Annotated in this window: 18 protein-coding genes; 13 read left to right on the top strand and 5 right to left on the bottom strand. The window is 61.7% G+C overall.

Annotated features, from left to right (window positions below; genetic code table 11):
• Positions 1-12 precede the first annotated feature (12 nt).
• Positions 13-930 carry a putative 2-dehydropantoate 2-reductase gene (locus tag KHO53_RS05550; protein WP_010220806.1) on the bottom strand — a complete coding sequence of 306 codons (918 nt, stop codon included), beginning with the start codon at positions 928-930 and terminating at the stop codon, positions 13-15.
• Positions 931-1043: 113 nt separating this feature from the next.
• Between KHO53_RS05550 and KHO53_RS05545 the strand changes: the two genes are divergently transcribed.
• The 3 genes from KHO53_RS05545 to KHO53_RS05535 all read left to right on the top strand — a co-directional run bounded on the left by KHO53_RS05545 (position 1044) and on the right by KHO53_RS05535 (position 3905).
• A complete protein-coding gene (locus tag KHO53_RS05545) occupies positions 1044-1529 on the top strand; it encodes a YajQ family cyclic di-GMP-binding protein (RefSeq protein ID WP_010220808.1) in 486 nt (161 codons plus the stop codon).
• A 116-nt stretch (positions 1530-1645) separates the two neighbouring features.
• Positions 1646-2488 carry a mechanosensitive ion channel family protein gene (locus KHO53_RS05540; RefSeq protein ID WP_010220809.1) on the top strand — a complete coding sequence of 281 codons (843 nt, stop codon included), beginning with the start codon at positions 1646-1648 and terminating at the stop codon, positions 2486-2488.
• A gap of 154 nt (positions 2489-2642) precedes the next feature.
• Positions 2643-3905: an MFS transporter gene (locus KHO53_RS05535; RefSeq protein ID WP_213570077.1), complete on the top strand. Its 1263-nt coding sequence runs from the start codon at positions 2643-2645 to the stop codon at positions 3903-3905.
• Positions 3906-3917: 12 nt separating this feature from the next.
• On the opposite strand, the gene KHO53_RS05530 is transcribed toward KHO53_RS05535, so the two are convergent.
• Entirely contained in the window at positions 3918-5459 is a 1542-nt protein-coding gene (locus KHO53_RS05530; RefSeq protein WP_010220811.1) for an AmpG family muropeptide MFS transporter, read from the bottom strand.
• A 43-nt stretch (positions 5460-5502) separates the two neighbouring features.
• The gene (locus KHO53_RS05525; protein ID WP_026001181.1) at positions 5503-5856 is read right to left on the bottom strand and encodes an MGMT family protein; all 354 of its coding nucleotides are present in this window, start codon (positions 5854-5856) and stop codon (positions 5503-5505) included.
• 152 nt (positions 5857-6008) lie between these two features.
• On the opposite strand from KHO53_RS05525, the gene KHO53_RS05520 reads away from it, so the two are divergent.
• From KHO53_RS05520 to groL, 5 genes are all read left to right on the top strand, one after another.
• Positions 6009-7016 carry a DUF481 domain-containing protein gene (locus KHO53_RS05520; protein WP_010220813.1) on the top strand — a complete coding sequence of 336 codons (1008 nt, stop codon included), beginning with the start codon at positions 6009-6011 and terminating at the stop codon, positions 7014-7016.
• A 110-nt stretch (positions 7017-7126) separates the two neighbouring features.
• Positions 7127-7858 carry a HugZ family pyridoxamine 5'-phosphate oxidase gene (locus tag KHO53_RS05515; protein ID WP_010220814.1) on the top strand — a complete coding sequence of 244 codons (732 nt, stop codon included), beginning with the start codon at positions 7127-7129 and terminating at the stop codon, positions 7856-7858.
• A 64-nt stretch (positions 7859-7922) separates the two neighbouring features.
• Positions 7923-8426 (top strand): FxsA family protein, encoded by a 504-nt coding sequence (locus tag KHO53_RS05510; protein ID WP_036996777.1) that lies wholly within the window; start codon positions 7923-7925, stop codon positions 8424-8426.
• A 257-nt stretch (positions 8427-8683) separates the two neighbouring features.
• Entirely contained in the window at positions 8684-8977 is a 294-nt protein-coding gene (locus KHO53_RS05505; protein ID WP_010220816.1) for a co-chaperone GroES, read from the top strand.
• A gap of 47 nt (positions 8978-9024) precedes the next feature.
• Positions 9025-10677, top strand: a complete 1653-nt coding sequence (groL, locus tag KHO53_RS05500) for a chaperonin GroEL (protein WP_010220817.1) — start codon at positions 9025-9027, stop codon at positions 10675-10677.
• Positions 10678-10839: 162 nt separating this feature from the next.
• Here groL and KHO53_RS05495 read toward each other — a convergent pair whose 3' ends face one another.
• On the bottom strand, positions 10840-11574 hold the full coding sequence (locus tag KHO53_RS05495) for a phosphatase PAP2 family protein (RefSeq protein WP_010220818.1): 735 nt from the start codon (positions 11572-11574) through the stop codon (positions 10840-10842).
• A gap of 188 nt (positions 11575-11762) precedes the next feature.
• Between KHO53_RS05495 and colR the strand changes: the two genes are divergently transcribed.
• From colR to KHO53_RS05470, 5 genes are all read left to right on the top strand, one after another.
• Entirely contained in the window at positions 11763-12446 is a 684-nt protein-coding gene (gene colR, locus KHO53_RS05490; protein ID WP_010220819.1) for a two-component system response regulator ColR, read from the top strand.
• Positions 12436-13734, top strand: a complete 1299-nt coding sequence (locus KHO53_RS05485; protein ID WP_010220820.1) for a sensor histidine kinase — start codon at positions 12436-12438, stop codon at positions 13732-13734. The genes colR and KHO53_RS05485 overlap by 11 nt, the downstream gene beginning before the upstream one ends.
• Before the next feature lie 136 nt (positions 13735-13870).
• Positions 13871-14551 carry a class I SAM-dependent methyltransferase gene (locus tag KHO53_RS05480; RefSeq protein ID WP_036996775.1) on the top strand — a complete coding sequence of 227 codons (681 nt, stop codon included), beginning with the start codon at positions 13871-13873 and terminating at the stop codon, positions 14549-14551.
• 7 nt (positions 14552-14558) lie between these two features.
• On the top strand, positions 14559-15269 hold the full coding sequence (locus KHO53_RS05475; RefSeq protein ID WP_010220823.1) for a lipopolysaccharide kinase InaA family protein: 711 nt from the start codon (positions 14559-14561) through the stop codon (positions 15267-15269).
• Positions 15269-15496: a hypothetical protein gene (locus KHO53_RS05470; protein ID WP_026001182.1), complete on the top strand. Its 228-nt coding sequence runs from the start codon at positions 15269-15271 to the stop codon at positions 15494-15496. The genes KHO53_RS05475 and KHO53_RS05470 overlap by 1 nt, the downstream gene beginning before the upstream one ends.
• A gap of 61 nt (positions 15497-15557) precedes the next feature.
• Here the strand turns inward: KHO53_RS05470 and KHO53_RS05465 are convergent, their stop codons facing one another.
• The gene (locus tag KHO53_RS05465; protein WP_100782559.1) at positions 15558-18608 is read right to left on the bottom strand and encodes a multidrug efflux RND transporter permease subunit; all 3051 of its coding nucleotides are present in this window, start codon (positions 18606-18608) and stop codon (positions 15558-15560) included.
• Between the last annotated feature and the right edge of the window lie 10 nt (positions 18609-18618).

Below are 18618 nucleotides of genomic sequence, written 5' to 3'. Positions count from 1 at the left end.
GTAGCGCCGTGCTCAGTCGCTGGGCAATCCGCGCGTGTCCAGGTGTTCGACCAGGCGCCGGTACAGCCGTTCCAGGTGCGGCAACTGCCGGCCGTGGCGGCTGGCGGTGCGGCAGGCATGGCCGAGCAGGTAATGGATTTCGGTGCGCCGGCCGTGGCGAACATCCTGGTACATGGAAGAGTAGTTGGCCGCCGTCGCCTGGATCACCCGTTCGACTTCATCGACCAGGCCCTCGGCGGCTTCGGGCTGACCGCAGTATTGCAGCAGCTCGGCGAGTTCGGTGCACAGGGTGGCGACTTCGCAGTGATGTGCCTGCAGACCGCCATTGCGGCAGTCATGCAGTACGGTCAGCGGGTTGATCGCGCAGTTGAGCGCCAGCTTGCGCCACAGCCGGGTCAGGATGTCCGGGGTCCACTGGTGAGGAATGCCGGCGTCGCTCAGATCGTCGAGCCAGTCCGGGGCACCCGGGTTGGCCGGATCACCCAGCCAGTTGAAGCCGTGGCCGGCGAAATTCACCTGCCAGTCCTGTTCGCGGAATGCCCCTTCGGTGCTGGAGGCGAATACGCAACGGGCGTGAGGCACGCGATTGGCCACCGCTTCCTGGCTGCCGAGGCCGTTTTGCAGCAGGATCAGCTCGGCGTCCCGGGCCAGGCGCGGCGCCAGGTGCGCCACCGCCTGTTCGGCGTCATAGGCCTTGCACGCCACCAGCAAACGATGGATCGGCGTGTTGTCGTCGGCCAGCTGCGCGGGAATCGCCTGCAACTGCGTCTTGCCGTGTTCGATCAGGGTCAGGCCGCCAGCGGCCTCATAGGCCTGCAAGCGCGCCGCATCGCGCAGGATCAGCCGCACCGGTTTGCCCGCACGGGCCAGCCGACAGGCCCAGAGGCTGCCCAGACTGCCGGCGCCGAGAATATGCCAGGTGCTGCTCATCAGCGTTTCGCAACCGTTATAATGATCCGGTATTTTAACCGTCAAACCCTGCGCGCTCCATCGCGCTCTTTCAGCAGAGCCGCGAGGGTGCCGTTATTTTTTGGAGAAAAGGTATGCCGTCGTTCGACGTGGTATCGGAACTGGACAAGCACGAAGTCACCAACGCCGTGGAAAACGCGGTCAAAGAGCTGGATCGTCGCTATGACCTCAAGGGCAAGGGCAGCTTCGAGTTCAAGGAAAAGGAACTGACCGTCAACCTCACCGCCGAAGCTGAATTCCAGCTCGAGGCGATGATCGACATCCTCAAGCTGGCCCTGGTCAAGCGCAAGATCGACGTGCAGTGCCTGGAAGTGAAGGACGCCTTCGCCTCGGGCAAGGTCATGAAGCAGGAAGCAGTGCTCAAAGAGGGCATCGATAAAGAGCTGGCGAAGAAAATCGTTGCTCACATCAAGGATGCCAAGCTCAAGGTCCAGGCCGCGATCCAGGGCGAGCAGGTACGCGTCACCGGCAAGAAGCGCGACGATCTGCAAGAGGCGATTGCCGCCCTGCGCGCCAAAGAGTTCGGCATGCCCCTGCAGTTCAACAATTTCCGCGACTGAAGTCACGGAGCCCGGAACCTTGGCGCCTTTTTGGCGTCCGAGGGCCGAGGCGCCGCTGAATCGTTTGCGGCAGGTCTTTTTCAGCTTTTTGCCGCTCGGCATCAGGAGAGTACACGATGGATTTAAACGCTGAGGTCGACCAGCTGGTCAAGGCTTCGCAAACCTGGCTACCGATGATCATGGAATACGGCAGCCGCCTGTTGCTGGCGCTGCTGACCCTGGCCATCGGCTGGTGGGTAATCAACAAGGTCACCTACCGCCTGGGCAAATTGCTGGCCCTGCGCAATGCCGACCTGGCCTTGCAGGGTTTTATCAGCAGCCTGGCCAACATCATTCTGAAGATCCTGCTGATTGTCAGCGTGGCCTCGATGATCGGCATCGAGACCACCTCGTTCGTCGCGGCCATCGGTGCCGCGGGCCTGGCTATCGGCCTGGCCCTGCAGGGCAGCCTGGCCAACTTCGCTGGCGGCGTGCTGATCCTGCTGTTCCGCCCGTTCCGCATTGGCGACTGGATCGAAGCCCAGGGTGTGGCGGGTACCGTCGACAGCATCCAGATCTTCCATACCGTGCTGCGTACCGGCGACAACAAGACCGTGATCCTGCCTAACGGCAGCCTGTCCAACGGCATCATCACCAACACCAACCGCCAGCCGACGCGCAAGGTGGTGTTCGATGTTGGCGTCGACTACGACGCCGACCTGCAAAAGGCCCGCAACGTGTTGCTGGAACTGGCCCAGGACCCGCGGGTACACCAGGACCCGGCACCCCAGGCCGTGGTTTCGACCCTGGGCGACAGCTCGATCACCGTCTCGCTGCGTATCTGGGTCAACACTGCCGACTACTGGGACGTGCTGTTCATGCTCAACGAGCATGCCCGTGACCGCCTCAAGGCCGAAGGCATCGACATTCCCTTTCCGCAGCGGGTGATCCGCGTGGTGCAGGAAGCGGCGGTGCAGTAAACCTTTCACGGGGCAAGCCCGCTCCTACCAGGTGGGAGCGGGCTTGCCCCGCGATGCTTTCAGCAGCCATTACACTTGTTCACGTCTTCGCGCTATCTGCGCCCGGTGCATTCTGGCATATAGGCTGGCTTACTTTTGTTTGCCCGGTCTTATCATGCTTACCCCCCTGATCAACATCACGCCTTTGCGGGCGTTTTGTTTCGCCATGACCCTGGCGCTGTTCGAGCTGCTCACCTACCTCGCCAGTGACGTGGTGATGCCGGCCATGCCGGTGGTGGTCGGTGACCTGAACGCCAGCCCCGAATTCATTCCCCACGCCTTGAACCTGTACCTGCTCGGTGGCGTGCTGTTGCAATGGCTGATCGGCCCACTGGCCGACCGCTATGGCCGTCGGCCGATGCTGCTGGGCGGCTGCGCGTTCTTCTGCCTGGCCTGCATCGCCACCTTCTGGGTGCAGAGCATCGAGTTGTTCAACCTGCTGCGGCTGCTCCAGGGGATCGGCCTGGGCTTTGTGGTAACGGTCAGCTACCCGGCGCTCAACGAGGCGTTCAGCGAGGCCGATGCGGTGCGAATGATGGCTTTGCTGGCCAACATCGCCTTGCTGTCGCCACTGCTCGGCCCGCTGGTTGGTACCCTGCTGCTGGAGTGGGTGTCCTGGCGCTGGCTGTTCGTGCTGTTTGGCACGGCGGCGGTGTTGGCCTGGTTCGCCCTGTACCGGTTCATGCCGGAAACCCTCGGCGTCGAGCGCCGCGACGGCTCGCGCCTGGCGTTCCAGCCGATCCACCTGCTGCCGTTACTGGCGGGGTATGGGCAACTGTTGGCCAACCGCCGCTTTGTTGCCGGCAGTGCTGCGCTGGGTCTGGTCGGCCTGCCGCTGATCGGCTGGATCGGGCTGTCGCCGGTGCTTTTGATCCATGACGAGGGCCTGAGCACTTTCGATTACGCCCTGTGGCAGTTGCCGGTGTTTGGCGGCCTGATCCTCGGCAACCTGATCATCAACCGGATTGCCGACCGTTATGCGCTCACCGCCTTGGTACGCCTGGCGTTGTGGCCATTCCTGATCGGTTTGCTGGGCATGATGCTCGGCACCTGGTTGCTCCCTTCGGTACTGAGCCTGGTGGCCGGCATGTCGGTGTATGCGCTGGGCCTGGGTATCGCCAACGCCGTGCTATACCGCATGACGCTGTTCTCCAGCGAACAGAGCAAGGGCCTGGTGTCGGCGATGCTGGGGATGATCACCATTGCCCTGCTGGGCCTTGGTGGGGCGTTGCTGGCGATGCTCGGCGCTGGCGCCAGCCTGTTGCACTTCGCCTTCGCGGCAGGCGCGGCGGGGATTCTGGCGCTGTGGCCGCTGTGGGTCGTTCTGAGCGCTTGCAGTCGCTTGCCAGAGGCTATCCCGGAGTCAATCCGGCAATAGCCTCAGCGCGGTTCAGGGGCGCTCTGCAGCGGCGTTTTCGACGGGCTCCTGCTTGCCCCGCTCCTGGTGCCACTGCAGGGCAATCAGAATCAGGGTCGGCACGCCGAGCAGGGCGGTGATCAGGAAGAAGTCGTGATAACCGAACTTCTCGACCATCACCCCCGAGTAGCCGCCGATCAGCCGCGGCAACAGCAGCATGATCGAACTGAGCAGGGCGTACTGAGTGGCCGAGAACTTCAGGTTGGTCAGGCTCGACAGGTAGGCGACGAACGCCGAAGTGGCCAGGCCTGAGCTGAAGTTGTCCAGCGAGATGGTCACGATCAGCATCTGCAGGTTGGCGCCCATGTCGGCGAGCATCAGGAACAGGATGTTGGTCGCCGCCGAAGCCACGCCGCCGATGAACAGGATCGGCAGAATGCCGAAGCGCACGATCAGCAGGCCACCAAAACCGGCACCCACCAGGGTCATGATCAGGCCGAAGATCTTGCTGACACTGGCGATCTGGTCCTTGGTAAAGCCCTGGTCGATGTAGAACACGTTAGCCATCACGCCCATCACCGTGTCGGACATCCGGTAGGTGGCGATCAGCCCGAGCAGCAGCAGGGCCTGCCAGCGATAGCGGGTGATGAAATCGTTGACCGGCGTGAGGACCGGCGCCAGCCCGCGCCGGCCCATGGACGACAGGCACAGGGCGGTGAGGGTGATGTAGAGGATCGCGCGCAGGAAGGCGCGGTCTTCGAGCAGCAGGTCGAGCAGGCTCACGCCTTCGAACAGCACGCTGGCGAAATCGGTGTTGTACAGCTGGGTGAAGGTCGCCGGTACCGATACCAGCAGGATGATCAGCACGAACACCGACGCCAGCTGGTGGGCCAGGCCATAGCGCGCCGCCGACAGCTGGGTGCGCAGCGGCACGGGTGGTTCGCGCATCAACAGGGTGGTGATGACCGCTGGCAGCATCATCACGCCGAACAGCACGTAGGTGCCGGTCCAGGCTTTGTGCAGGTAGCTGAAGCCGGTGGAGCCGAAGCCTTCGGCGAAGAACAGCGCACCGGCGGTGGCCAGCAGCGCAGCAACCCGGTAGCCGGCCATGTAACTGGCGGCAAGGGCGGCCTGGCGCTGGTCGTCGGCGATTTCCAGGCGGTAGGCATCGACGGCGATGTCCTGGGTAGCCGAAGCAAAGGCCACCAGCACCGCCAGGGCGATCAGCCACGACAGATGTTTTTGCGGGTCGCAAAAGCCCATGCCGACCAGGCCGATGACCACCAGGACTTGCGACAGCACCAGCCAGGAACGGCGGCGTCCGAGTTTGCCAAGCAGCGGCAGGCGCCATTGGTCGAGCAGCGGCGACCACACCCACTTGAAGGCATACGCCAGGCCGATCAGGCTGGCATAACCGATGGTTTCACGGGCCACGCCGGCTTCGCGCAGCCAGACCGACAGGGTCGAAAACACCAGCATGTAAGGCAAGCCGGCGGCAAAGCCGAGCAACAACAGCACCAGTGTCGACGGGCTGGCATAGGCAGCGAGCGCAGCGCGCCAGGTTTTACGGGGCATGGGCCAACATCTGCCTCAAGTTTGCGAAAACAAAGCGCGCACTCTAACCGCTGTGCTCCATCGGGCGCCAGCCATGGCGCAGCATATCCACACGATTATTGTGCAAGGTGATGCCTTCTGCGCGCAGTCGCGCACGCTGTTCGTCGCCCGAAGGGGTGCCCAGCGCCAGGCTCAAGCGCCCGCCGGCGCCCAGTACCCTGTGCCAGGGGAGCTGGGTGTCGCTGGGCAACTGGCTGAGGGTACGCCCGACCCAGCGCGCTGCGCGACCAAGACCGGCCAGTTGCGCGAGCTCGCCGTAGCTGATCACCTTGCCCTCGGGCACCTGGCCAAGCACCAGATAGAGTGCCATTCGTCGGGCTTCGGCGCTTTCGGTCGGATCGCCAGGCATCCCGTTCATCGCGGGATGCGCCCATGCCGTGCGAGGAGCACCGGGCCGTGCGGGCAAATAAGAATTGAACTCATCGACATGGGGCAGGTCAGTCCTTGCTCTGATGGCGGGTATCTGGATAATGCCCGACTTTTTTCGCGAACCCGAGTCCGTTGCTGCTTATGTTTTCTAGAGCCCTGTTGTGCGTTGCCCTCGCCGCTGCCTGTTCCCCCGCCCTTGCAGACACCGTGTGGATGAAAAACGGTGACAGGCTCAGTGGCAAGATCAAGGTCTTCGATGGCGGCAAACTGTTGCTCGAAACACCGTACGGCGGCTCCATCGCCCTGGACTGGAAACAGGTCAAGACCCTGGAAAGCGACCAGGAGCTGCTGGTCAAGCAGGATGCCTACAGTGGTGAGAAGGCCAAGTCGCTGCACGCGGCGGACGCAGGCCAGGTGACGTTGGCCAATGGCGAGACGCCCAAGACCGTCGAGCTTGCCAGCATCCAGCAGATCATGAAGCCAAAGCCGGTGGTCGAGGACCTGTCGTGGAAGGGTAACGTCGACCTGGCCATGGACTACAAGCGCGCCGAAACCGACAGCGACGACTATGACATCGACTTCAAGACCACCGCACGCCACGGCCGCTGGCGGCACCAGGCCGAAGGCGAATACAACCGCGAGAGCAAGAACGACGTCACCACCACCAACAACTGGAGCGGCGAATACGCGCTGGACCGCTTCATCACCGAGAAGTGGTTCTGGCAGGGTCGTCTGGAATACAAGCGCGATCATATCGAAGACCTCGCTCGCCAGCGCACCGTGGGTACCGGCCCGGGTTACCAGTTCTGGGACAATGAACTGGGCGCGTTCTCCCTCGGTTCGCTGCTCAACCGTACCGACTATGAATACGCTGACGGCGGCAAGGACAACTTCTATTCCTTGGCCATGAAGTGGGACTACAACCGCTACCTGATCGGCAAGCGCGTCGAGTTTTTCACCAACGGCGAAGTCGGCAAGCCTCTGGGCGGCGTCGCCGAGTACGCCCTGGATGCCGAAGTCGGTCTGCGCTACAAGGTCACGGAGTGGGCCTCGCTCAACCTCAAGGCCGAGAAGGACATCATCAGTGGTACCCGTGACAGCGACCTGGACAAGACCCGCTATACCGCAGGTTTCGGCGTCGCCTGGTAAGCACGCTGGCAACCCTGAGCGATAATGATTATTTTGTCGGTTAACTAGCCTGACCGTGTGCTCGTGCGCACGGCCAGCATTACGAGGTTTATCCAGCGGGGAGTCATACAGTGAGCGCTAAAGCCGCAACACAGGCACGGGAGCTGCTGCTCAAGGAATACCGCGGGGTGCTGTCGACCCATTCCAAGTCAATGCCGGGGTTTCCCTTCGGTTCGGTGGTGCCGTACTGCCTGGATGCCGACGGTAACCCACTGATCCTGATCAGCCGTATTGCCCAGCACACCCACAACCTGCAAAAGGATCCCAAGTGCTCGCTGCTGGTGGGGGAGCGTGACGCTGAAGATGTCCAGGCAGTGGGGCGCCTGACCGTGCTGGCCGAGGCGCACCAGCTGGTTGCGCCCGAAGCGGTCGAAGCCGCTGCCGAGCGTTACTACCGTTATTTTCCCGAATCGGCCAATTATCACGCCGCCCACGATTTCGACTTCTGGGTGCTCAAGCCGGTGCGCCATCGCTACATCGGTGGCTTCGGCGCGATTCACTGGATCGATCACCTGACCCTGGCCAACCCTTTTGCCGGCAAGGCCGAACAGAGCATGATCGAGCACATGAACAGCGATCATGCCAACGCCATCGAGCACTACGTCCAGCTCAGCGGCCTGCCTCAGGGCACGGCGGCGCAGATGGTCGGCATCGACAGCGAAGGCATGCACCTGCGCATTGGCCAGGCGCTGTACTGGTTGCCGTTCGCGGCGCCTTGCAATACGCCGATACAAGTACGCGAAGCCCTGGTTTTTCTGGCCCGCGCTGATCAATGGCCGCAGCGGGAAACCGCCGAGGCTTGAAATGGCGATGGATCGCATCCATTAAAGGTCTACTGCAAGGACATCTTGCGCAGAGGAACCGTTGATGCGTGCTTTTCTATTGCTGTTTCTGATTTTTCCGGTGCTGGAGCTGTATGTGTTTTACAGGGTCAGCGTCGCGATCGGCTTCTTTCCGGCGCTGTTGCTGATCATTGCCGGCTCCGCCCTGGGCGTGCTGGTGGTGCGGGTGGCAGGGCTTGCCACCGCCCTGCGTGCCCGCGAGAGCCTGCAGCGTGGCGAATTGCCCGCTGAAGACATGTTCCATGGCCTGATGCTGGCGCTCGGTGGCGGCCTGCTGCTGTTGCCGGGCTTTGTCAGTGATGTGATCGGCCTGGTCTGCCTGCTGCCGTTCACCCGCCGTCTGCTCGGGCGCAAGATGCGCGAGCGCGCCGAGGCCCAGGCCATGCGCCAGCGGGCGTTTGGCGATGACCCGTTCATGGCGCGTCCAGGCCAGCCTGGGCGTGGCCATCAGCCCACCGTGATCGAAGGTGAAGTGGTGGGGCGTACCGACCCTGATCAGCCTAACCTGCGGGGTCCGCGCGATCTTTGATGGTTATCCATGCGTTGCCAACGGCCCCTTTCGGGGCCGTTTTGCTTTATCGGATGGCCGTTGCTAAAAAAATTCATCAGCAAGCCTTGTAATTGCCCTTGGCGACCTCATGTATGGGTCACCGCAAGGTTTCTGGTGATTTGCACCAGACATTACATGTGTGGTCCGCCCTGCGGGCTACGAGCGGCTACGCCGCAAGCATCAACCCGCCGGTGTCGATACCGGCCGATGAAAACCACAATTAGGAGAGATCGACAATGAAGCTTCGTCCTCTGCATGACCGCGTCGTTATCCGTCGCAGCGAAGAAGAATCGAAAACCGCTGGCGGTATCGTTCTGCCAGGTTCGGCCGCTGAAAAACCTAACCGTGGCGAAGTCGTCGCTGTAGGTGCCGGCCGCACTCTGGACAACGGTGAAGTGCGTGCGCTGGCCGTGAAAGTGGGTGACAAGGTGGTTTTCGGCCCTTACTCGGGCAGCAACACTGTGAAAGTTGACGGCGAAGACCTGCTGGTGATGGCTGAGAACGAGATTCTCGCTGTCATCGAAGGCTGATTCCGCTGGTTTCCCGTTACTCCAAAGTATTCAAGGATTAAACGATCATGGCTGCTAAAGACGTAAAATTCGGCGACTCCGCCCGTAAGAAAATGCTCGTTGGTGTCAACGTTCTGGCTGACGCTGTAAAAGCCACCCTGGGCCCGAAAGGCCGTAACGTTGTTCTGGCCAAGAGCTTCGGTGCTCCGACCATCACCAAAGACGGTGTTTCGGTTGCCAAAGAAATCGAGCTCAAAGACGCCTTCGAAAACATGGGCGCCCAGCTGCTCAAAGACGTTGCCTCCAAGGCCAACGACGAAGCCGGTGACGGCACCACCACCGCAACCGTTCTGGCTCAGGCCATCGTCAGCGAAGGCCTGAAAGCCGTTGCTGCCGGCATGAACCCGATGGATCTGAAGCGTGGTATCGACAAGGCCACCATCGCCATCGTCAAAGAGCTGAAGTCCCTGTCCAAGCCATGCGCCGACTCCAAGGCCATCGCTCAGGTCGGTACCATCTCGGCCAACTCCGACAACTCCATCGGTGACATCATCGCCGAAGCCATGGAAAAAGTCGGTAAAGAAGGCGTGATCACCGTCGAAGAAGGCTCGGGCCTGGAAAACGAACTGTCGGTCGTGGAAGGCATGCAGTTCGACCGTGGCTACCTGTCCCCTTACTTCGTCAACAAGCCAGACACCATGGTCGCCGAGCTGGATGGCCCGCTGCTGCTGCTGGTTGACAAGAAAATCTCCAACATCCGTGAACTGCTGCCAGTTCTGGAAGCCGTTGCCAAGGCCGGCCGTCCGCTGCTGATCGTGGCTGAAGACGTTGAAGGCGAAGCGCTGGCTACCCTGGTAGTCAACAACATGCGCGGCATCGTCAAGGTTGCTGCGGTCAAGGCCCCTGGCTTCGGTGACCGTCGCAAGGCCATGCTGCAGGACATCGCCGTCCTGACCGGCGGTACCGTGATCTCCGAAGAAATCGGCCTGAGCCTGGAGTCCGCTACCCTGGAGCACCTGGGTAACGCCAAGCGTGTGACCCTGTCCAAGGAAAACACCATCATCGTCGACGGCGCTGGTGTACAAGGCGACATCGAAGCGCGCATCGCCCAGATCCGCACTCAGGTTACCGAGACTTCCTCGGACTACGACCGTGAAAAACTGCAAGAGCGTCTGGCCAAGCTGGCTGGCGGTGTTGCCGTGATCAAGGTCGGTGCTGGCACCGAAGTCGAAATGAAAGAGAAGAAAGCCCGCGTTGAAGACGCCCTGCACGCTACCCGTGCAGCCGTTGAAGAAGGCGTGGTGCCTGGCGGTGGTGTTGCCCTGGTTCGCGCTCTGCAAGCGATTGCCGAGCTCAAAGGCGACAACGAAGACCAGAACGTCGGTATCCAACTGCTGCGTCGCGCTGTTGAAGCGCCGCTGCGCCAGATCGTTGCCAACGCCGGCGACGAGCCAAGCGTGGTGGTCGACAAGGTCAAGCAAGGTTCCGGCAACTTCGGTTACAACGCTGCTACCGGCGAGTACGGCGACATGATCGAAATGGGCATCCTCGACCCTGCCAAGGTAACCCGTTCGGCCCTGCAAGCTGCAGCTTCGATCGGTGGTCTGATGATCACTACCGAAGCCATGGTTGCTGACGCTCCAGCTGAAGCTGGTGCTGGCGGCGGCATGCCAGACATGGGCGGCATGGGTGGTATGGGCGGCATGGGCGGCATGATGTAAGCCAGCCTGACCTGCTTGATAAAAAGCCCCGCCTAGTGCGGGGCCTTTTTTTGCCTGAATTCTGGGGTTGCTGTGCAACCCATCACCGGCAAGACCGGCTCCCACAGGGATCTGTATGTGAGAGCTGGCTTGCCAGCGATGCAGTCACCGCGCAGGCCGGTCTTACGAGGACGGCACGGTAACCGCAGCCTTGTGCTTCAATTCAACCGGCCGGCGATACAGCACCCAGTAATAACACCCAAGGCTGATCAGCCAGCAGAACACCGCCGTCCACACGTTGTGTGAAAAAAAGTGCGCGCCCTGCAGCATGCGCCCCACTGAAAACAGCGTGCCCAGGCCAAAGGCGAACACCAGCGCTGCCTTGGCCAGGCGTGGACGCCGGTCGCGCAAGACAAAAAACAGGGCAAACAGGGTAAAGCCGGTCGCCGCATGGCCACCCGGCCAGCAGCGTCCGGGCTTATCGGTGGCCGGGCGCGGGCTGAGCAGCTCGCTGTAGGTCTCCTTGCCGCCAAATTCGCTCAGGCTCCAGGGGCACTGCACCGCCGTCACGGCTTTGACCGGCGTGACAAAACTGGTCGACAGCCCCATGGCCAGGACCAGGCAGCCCAGCTCCCGACGCCAACTGAACAGGCGTGTCCAGAAGAAACTCGCGGCGAAGGCGACAACCGCCAGCAAGCCGAGGACGATCACCGCCTGTTTGGCCCGGTCATGCAGGATATCTTCGAGAAAGTAGCTGTGCCGGCCGATGAACTGCCCCGCCACTGGGTCGAACGCCAGCTTGGCCAGGTCCATGTCCAGTGAGGTCAGCTCCAGCAGGATCAATATCACCGCGGTGACGGCGGGGATGCCCAGGGCAATCCAGAAATTCAGCGGACGGGAGTAGGCAGGTAGTGACATGGCAAGTCCAGGCAGGTCAAAGGGGCAGTCCGACCGCCAATTTTCGGCTAGCCGCCATCGCCTGTCCGTGAAGGCTCGGTGAAAAAAACGTTAACCTGCAATAAAGTCGCGCCGACCTAGCCGAGCGCTGCTGATGGCCGTAAGCTGCGCCTGCCAAGCAGGCAAAAGCGCCGGACGGGAGACACCCCATGCGAATTCTACTGGTTGAAGACAACCGCGATATCCTCGCCAACCTGGCCGACTACCTGGGCCTGAAGGGTTACACGGTGGACTGTGCCCAGGACGGTCTCTCCGGCCTGCACCTGGCTGCCACCGAACACTACGACCTGATCGTGCTCGACATCATGTTGCCAGGCATCGACGGCTATACCCTGTGCAAGCGCCTGCGCGAAGACGCCCGGCGCGACACCCCGGTGATCATGCTCACCGCCCGTGATCAGCTGGACGATCGCCTGCAGGGCTTCCGCTCCGGCGCTGACGACTACCTGCTCAAACCGTTTGCCCTGTCGGAGCTTGCCGCGCGCATCGAAGCGGTGCTGCGTCGCACCCAGGGCGGTGGTCGGCGTACCCTGCAGGTCAGTGACCTGGTCTACGACCTCGACACGCTGGAAGTCAGCCGCGAGGGCAAATTGCTCAAGCTCAACCCGGTCGGCCTGAAGCTGCTGGCGGTGCTGATGCAGAAGAGCCCGCATGTGCTGCGCCGCGAAGTACTCGAAGAGGCGCTGTGGGGCGACGATTGTCCGGACAGCGACAGCTTGCGCAGCCACGTTCACCAACTGCGCCAGGTCATCGACAAACCGTTTGAAAAACCCCTGCTGCATACCGTCCACGGCGTCGGCTATCGCTTGGCCGAGGGCCGTGATGGAGTTTAAACAAAGCCTTGCCCAGCGGATCATCATTGCCTTTGCCCTGATGAGTGCGATGGTGGCCGGGGCCTTCGCCTTCGGCATTGTCGCTACGGTCCACCTGGTTGAAGAACGCTTGATCTCCGCCGTGCTGGGCGGCGACCTGCAACGTTTGCTGCGCATGGACAGCGTCAGCGACTGGAGCCACCGGCCGCGGCCGGACCAGCTGTTCTATTTCAGCGGCGGGCGTGATGACTTCGAGCTGCCCAAGGATTTGCGTCACCTTGACCGTGGCTTTCATGAAGTGTTTCGTGAAGATCTGTCCTACCACGCGATGGTCGAAATCGTCGATGGCCGTCGCTACGTGCTGTTGCAGGACCAGAGTGATTTCGAAGAGCGCGAGCGAGTGCTGTTCGCGGTGGTCGTGGTCGGCTTTGTCCTGAGCCTGGCGCTGGCGGTATTCCTCGGCTGGGTCCTGGCCCGGCGGGTGATGGCACCGGTGATTCGCCTGGCCCGCCAGGTGCGCCACCGTGATCAACTGCTGGGCCTGGCGCCGCCCTTGGCGCCCGATTACGCTGCGGATGAAGTCGGTCAGCTGGCCGTGGCGTTCGACGATACCCTGGGGCGTCTGCGCGATGCCCTGACCCGTGAGCGCCTGTTTACCAGTGATGTCAGCCATGAGCTGCGCACGCCGTTGATGGTGCTGGCCAGCTCCTGTGAGCTGTTGCTGGTCAACCCCAACATCGACACCCGCGCCCGATCCCAGGTCGAGCGTATCGCCCGGGCCACCGAAGAGATGCAGGAGTTGGTGAAGACCTTCCTGATGCTCGCCCGTGCCCAGCGTGACGAAGGCGCGGTCGCCTCGCAGGCGAGCATGAAAGAGGTGGCCGATGACCTGATTGGCGTCTGGCGCGATACCATCGAGCAGAAAGGCCTGACATTGCTGTACGACGCCAAGGCCGCAACCCCGACCTTGTACAACGCCACCTTTCTTCAGGCGGTCATGGGCAACCTGCTGCGCAATGCGGCGCACTACACCGATCAGGGCTTTATTCGCCTGACGCTGGAACCGGCGGGGTTCCTGGTCGAAGACAGTGGTGTAGGGATTCCCGAAGAGCAGCGTGAAGCCATGTTCCGGCCGTTTGTGCGCGGCGATGAAAAGCGTGGCGAGGGCCTGGGCTTGGGCTTATCACTGGTGCAGCGGATTTGTGACGACCAGGGCTGGAGCGTCAGCCTGACCGCCATGGTGCCCCATGGCTGCCGCTTTCACGTAGACCTGAGCCTGGCACTGCAAAGGCCGACTGACCTCGAATAGGGCCATTGGCCAGCCGTGAAAGTTTGTAATTAGTTGAAACTTTTGTCGTGACAACTAACGAATTTTTCACATCAGCATGACCTGACGCCAACGCTTGCCAGCCTAAGGTGGGCACATTGGAGTCAGGAGATGCACAATGCGTAGCCCTATCAAACTCGAGTTTTCGGATAAGTACGACCAGCAGCACGCCCAGGAATACTTCCTCAAGCACCAGGACGGCCTGGCGCGCCGGATGTCCCACCAGCGTGACGAGCAACTGGCCCGTCGCGCCCTGGCCCTGGCTGGCGAACCGGGGCTGGTGCTCGACTTGCCGTGCGGTGCCGGGCGCTTCTGGCCGTTGCTGGCGGAAAAGCCCAACCGGGTGATCATTGGTGCCGACAATTCCGAAGCCATGCTCGAAACCGCGCGGGCCTCGCAGCCGGCTGCGGTGGTGGCACGGGTACGTACCTTGCAGACCTCCGCATTCGCCATCGATTTACCGGACAACTCGGTCGACAGTATTTTTTGCATGCGGCTGATGCACCACATCGGCGATGCGGCCCATCGCAAAACATTACTCTCTGAATTTCAACGGGTTACCCGCGACAGCGTGATCGTCTCGCTGTGGGTGGATGGCAATTTCAAAGCCTGGCGGCGCAAAAAGCTCGAGCAGCGGCGTTACGTCGAAAAAGGGCAGGGCAGTTACCAGAATCGTTTTGTGTTACCTGTTGCCACGGTTGAAAAGGAATTTGAAGCCGCAGGTTTCCGCATTCAGGAACGATTGGACTTTTTACCGTTCTACGCCATGTGGCGAGTCTATCTTTTGCGTAAGGGGTAAGCGGGGAATGGGGTTTGAGCGCACAGCAGCAACGACGAACAAGGATCAGTTCGATCATTTCTGGCAGCAGCAGGGCGAATGGGTCGAGGAGCCCAATCAGCGTCGCGGCGGCGAGAGTGGTGTACAGCGACTGAGCGACGACGCTGGCCATACGTTTTATGCCAAGCGCCAGATCGGCCATATCTACCGCAGCCTGTTGCACCCCTTCGGGCGCCCTACCGTGTTGCGTGAATACGATGCCCTGAACAGCTTCGAGCAACTGGGGGTGCGGGTGCCGCATATTGTCTATTGCGGCGTTGACCGTGATGCCGCGCATCAGTGGCGAGCCTTGCTGGTCAGCGAGGCGCTGGAAGGCTTCGAGGATATCGACAGCTGGTTCGCCGCCGGTGCCCGAGAGCGGTACCACCCGGCATTGCACGAGCGGGTGCTGGAGGACCTGGCGCAGAACCTGGCGCGGATGCACCGCGGTCATTGGCAGCATGGTTGCCTGTATGGCAAGCATGTCTTCGTCAAGGTCATTGGCCAAGGTGCCGAGGCTCGGGCTGAAGTGGCCCTGCTGGACCTCGAAAAGTGCCGCCGGCGCATCAGTTGTCAGCGTGCCGCGCTCAATGACCTTAAACAACTGCGCCGCCATTCGTCTTTCAACGACACAGAGTGGCAAAAACTGCTCTATTTTTACCAAGGAGCGTTTGGCAGCGCTGTCAAAGGTTTAGAGTAATGAAACTAGAAATAGCCCGAGGTTTGTTTCTGGTGATTGCCTTGGCCGTGGCAACCGCTGCCGTAGCGGCGTGGGAGGAGCCTCGCCCGCAGGTTTTCAGCAAGGTCGATGCCGGTGCGCAATGCCCGTTGCCACGGGTGGTAAAACCCCAGGTCGATGCCAAGCCGGATCACGACCTGTTGTTATTGCTGTTCGGCCTGAGCCAGGGCGTACGCGCCAGCGGCTGACCCCTGTGGGAGCGGCGGTGCGACGATTCGACTTGCCCCGCGATCGATCCCCAAGCGAAGGTTATTCAGGCACCACCTCTTCGCGGGGCAAGCCCGCTTCCACGGCCAGCAGGGTATAGATGCAAGGCAGCACGAACAGGGTGAACAAGGTGCCCACGGACATCCCGGTGGCGATTACCGTGCCGATGTCGAAGCGGCTGACCGCACCGGCGCCGGTGGCGAGAATCAACGGCACCATGCCAAACACCATCGCGGCGGTGGTCATCAGCACCGGGCGCAAGCGAATCGCCGCAGCTTCTTCCACTGCTTCGCGCGCACTGAGGCCTTTTTGCAGGCGCAACTGGTTGGCGAACTCGACGATCAGGATGCCGTGCTTGCTGATCAGCCCGATCAGGGTCACCAGCCCCACCTGGGTGTAGATGTTCATGCTCGAGATGCCCAGGAACAACGGAATCAACGCGCCGCAAATCGACAGCGGCACGGTCACCAGGATCACCAACGGGTCGCGGAAACTCTCGAACTGTGCCGCCAGCACCAGGAAGATGATCGCCAGGGCCAGGCCGAAGGTTACCCACAGGGCGCTGCCTTCCTGGACGAACTGACGCGCCGCGCCGCCATAGTCAAAGCCATAGCCCTCCGGGGCTTCTTCGCGGGCGATGCTGCGCACGGTATCCAGCGCCTCACCCATGCTGACCGTCGGGAAGCCCTGGATGATTACCGAGTTCAATTGCTGGAACTGGTTGAGCTGGCGCGGTCGGGCGCGGTCGCTGATGCTGATCAGGGTCGACAGCGGCAGCATCTGCCCTTGCTGGTTTTTTACGTAGTAGTTGTTCAGCCAGTCGGGGTTATCGCGGTAGGGCCGCTCGACCTGGGCGATGACCTTGTAGCTGCGCCCGTCGATGGTAAAGCGGTTGATCTCCGCTTCAGCCAGCAGCGTCGCCAGGGTACCGCCCAGGGCGTCCATCGACACGCCCATCTGCGCCGCCTTGGCCCGGTCGATATCGACCACCACCTCCGGCTTGTCGAAGGCCAGGTCGATGTCGAGGAAGGCGAATTTGCCAGAGGCCTGGGCGCGCGTCTTGACCCGCTCGGCGACCTCGAGCAGCGACGCATAGTCGTTGGCGGTGTTGATCACGAAGGCGAACGGCAGGCCTTCGCCAGTGCCTGGTAGCGAGGGCAGGTTGAAGCCGAAGATCTGCAGGCCGCTGATGCCCTCAAGCTTGGCCTGCACCAGCGGTAGCAGCTCCATCTGGGTGCGCTCGCGCTCATTCCAGGGCTTGAGCAAAAAGCCGCCGATGCCCGACTGCACGCCATTGAAGCCGTTGATCTGGAACGAAGAGTAATACTCGGGGAAGTCCTTGAAGATCGTGATGAACTCATCGGTATAGCTGTTCAGGTAGTCGAGGTTGGTCGGCTGTGGCGCGGTAGCCATCATGAAGATGACGCCCTGGTCTTCATCCGGCGCCAGTTCATTCTTGGTGAACATCAGGAACACCGGAATCAGGCACAGCACGATCAGCGCAAATACCAGCACCACCGGCCGTGTGTTGAGGGTGCCATGGAGGATTTTCTGGTAACGCTGCTTGAGCCGCTCGAACAGCACATCCAGGCGATGCGCCAGGCCCGTGGGATTCTGCTCGTGACGCAGGAGCAAGGCGCACATCATCGGTGACAGGGTCAGGGCGACGATGCCGGAGATCACCACGGCGCCGGCCAGGGTCAGGGCGAACTCCTTGAACAGCGCGCCGGTCAGCCCCTCCAGAAAGCCGATAGGGGCGTACACCGCGGCCAGGGTGATGGTCATCGACACCACCGGCATGGCGATCTCCCTGGCGCCTTCCAGGGCCGCTTCGTACGGCGATTTACCTTCTTCGATATGACGGTGGATGTTCTCCACCACGACAATGGCGTCATCGACCACCAGGCCGATGGCCAGCACCATCGCCAGCAGGGTCAGCAGGTTCAGTGAGTAGCCCATCAACTGCATGAAGAACAATACGCCGATCATCGACAGCGGAATGGTGACCACCGGGATCAGCACCGAGCGCAAGGCGCCGAGGAACAGGAAAACCACGACGATGACGATCAGCACCGCTTCGACCAGGGTTTTTACCACTTCGTTGATCGACGCCTGGATGAACAGTGTGGCGTCGTAGGCAATCGAGGACTTCAGGTTCGGCGGCAACTGGCTTTCAAGCTCGGGCATGAGCTTGCGCACCTCCTTGATCACCTCCAGCGGGTTGGCCGCCGGGGTAGCCTTGATGCCGATGTACACCGATGGCGTGCCGTCGAAGGAGCTGACCGTGTCGTAGTTCTCCGCGCCCATCTCGACCCGCGCCACATCGCCGAGCAGCACCCGGCTGTCGCCGCTGGTCTTGAGCGGGATCTTGGCGAAGGCTTCGGCGCTCTTCAGTTCAGTGGTGGCGTTGATGCTGGTGACGATGTATTCACCCTTGAGCTCGCCCGCCGCGGAAAGGAAGTTGTAGCCGCGCACCGCCTGGGTCACGTCATTGGCGCTCAGGCCGTAGCCTGCCAGCTTCACCGGGTCGATCCACAGGCGCATGGCGAACAGCTGGTTGCCGAGGATCTCGGCCTCGGCCATGCCGGGCAGGGTCGCAAGCTTGGGCTGGATCACCCGTGACAGGTAATCGGTGATTTGCGGGTTGCTCAGCTCGCTGCTGTAGAAGCTGATGTACATCAGCGCCGAGGCGTCGGCGGCTTCCTTGCTCAGCACCGGGTCTTCGGCATCCTGGGGCAGCTTGTTCTTGACCTCGTTGGCCTTGGCCAGCAGCTCGGTGAACAGACGGTCGCTGTCTGAACCGATGCGTGCATAGATCGAGATCACCGAGAAGTTCTGCCGGCTCACCGAGGTCATGTAATCGATGCCTTCGGCGCTGGCCAGGCTCTGCTGCAGCGGTTGGGTGATGTAGCCCTGGATGGTCTCGGCGTTGGCCCCGGGGTAGGCGGTGGTCACCGTGATCAGGGCGTTTTCCATCTGCGGATATTGGCGGATCGGTAACTTGCTCCAGGCCTGGAAGCCCAGCAGCACGATCAGCAGGCTGACCACGCTGGCCAGCACCGGGCGGCGAATGAACGGATCGGTAAAGGCCATGGCGGTTCCT

Origin of the sequence: Pseudomonas sp. RC2C2, from assembly GCF_018390435.1 — a bacterium.
In the GTDB taxonomy this organism is placed as follows: domain Bacteria; phylum Pseudomonadota; class Gammaproteobacteria; order Pseudomonadales; family Pseudomonadaceae; genus Aquipseudomonas; species Aquipseudomonas donghuensis.
Note: the sequence above shows the minus strand (reverse complement) of the source record. Positions and strands in the feature narration are given on the sequence as shown.

Bases quoted from the DNA above. Each gene is read 5' to 3' on its own strand.
- KHO53_RS05550 (WP_010220806.1), bottom strand. From the start codon at position 930: ATGAGCAGCACCTGGCATATTCTCGGCGCCGGCAGTCTGGGCAGCCTC.
- KHO53_RS05545 (WP_010220808.1), top strand. From the start codon at position 1,044: ATGCCGTCGTTCGACGTGGTATCGGAACTGGACAAGCACGAAGTCACC.
- KHO53_RS05540 (WP_010220809.1), top strand. From the start codon at position 1,646: ATGGATTTAAACGCTGAGGTCGACCAGCTGGTCAAGGCTTCGCAAACC.
- KHO53_RS05535 (WP_213570077.1), top strand. From the start codon at position 2,643: ATGCTTACCCCCCTGATCAACATCACGCCTTTGCGGGCGTTTTGTTTC.
- KHO53_RS05530 (WP_010220811.1), bottom strand. From the start codon at position 5,459: ATGCCCCGTAAAACCTGGCGCGCTGCGCTCGCTGCCTATGCCAGCCCG.
- KHO53_RS05525 (WP_026001181.1), bottom strand. From the start codon at position 5,856: ATGAACGGGATGCCTGGCGATCCGACCGAAAGCGCCGAAGCCCGACGA.
- KHO53_RS05520 (WP_010220813.1), top strand. From the start codon at position 6,009: ATGTTTTCTAGAGCCCTGTTGTGCGTTGCCCTCGCCGCTGCCTGTTCC.
- KHO53_RS05510 (WP_036996777.1), top strand. From the start codon at position 7,923: ATGCGTGCTTTTCTATTGCTGTTTCTGATTTTTCCGGTGCTGGAGCTG.
- KHO53_RS05505 (WP_010220816.1), top strand. From the start codon at position 8,684: ATGAAGCTTCGTCCTCTGCATGACCGCGTCGTTATCCGTCGCAGCGAA.
- groL (WP_010220817.1), top strand. From the start codon at position 9,025: ATGGCTGCTAAAGACGTAAAATTCGGCGACTCCGCCCGTAAGAAAATG.
- KHO53_RS05495 (WP_010220818.1), bottom strand. From the start codon at position 11,574: ATGTCACTACCTGCCTACTCCCGTCCGCTGAATTTCTGGATTGCCCTG.
- colR (WP_010220819.1), top strand. From the start codon at position 11,763: ATGCGAATTCTACTGGTTGAAGACAACCGCGATATCCTCGCCAACCTG.
- KHO53_RS05485 (WP_010220820.1), top strand. From the start codon at position 12,436: ATGGAGTTTAAACAAAGCCTTGCCCAGCGGATCATCATTGCCTTTGCC.
- KHO53_RS05480 (WP_036996775.1), top strand. From the start codon at position 13,871: ATGCGTAGCCCTATCAAACTCGAGTTTTCGGATAAGTACGACCAGCAG.
- KHO53_RS05475 (WP_010220823.1), top strand. From the start codon at position 14,559: ATGGGGTTTGAGCGCACAGCAGCAACGACGAACAAGGATCAGTTCGAT.
- KHO53_RS05470 (WP_026001182.1), top strand. From the start codon at position 15,269: ATGAAACTAGAAATAGCCCGAGGTTTGTTTCTGGTGATTGCCTTGGCC.
- KHO53_RS05465 (WP_100782559.1), bottom strand. From the start codon at position 18,608: ATGGCCTTTACCGATCCGTTCATTCGCCGCCCGGTGCTGGCCAGCGTG.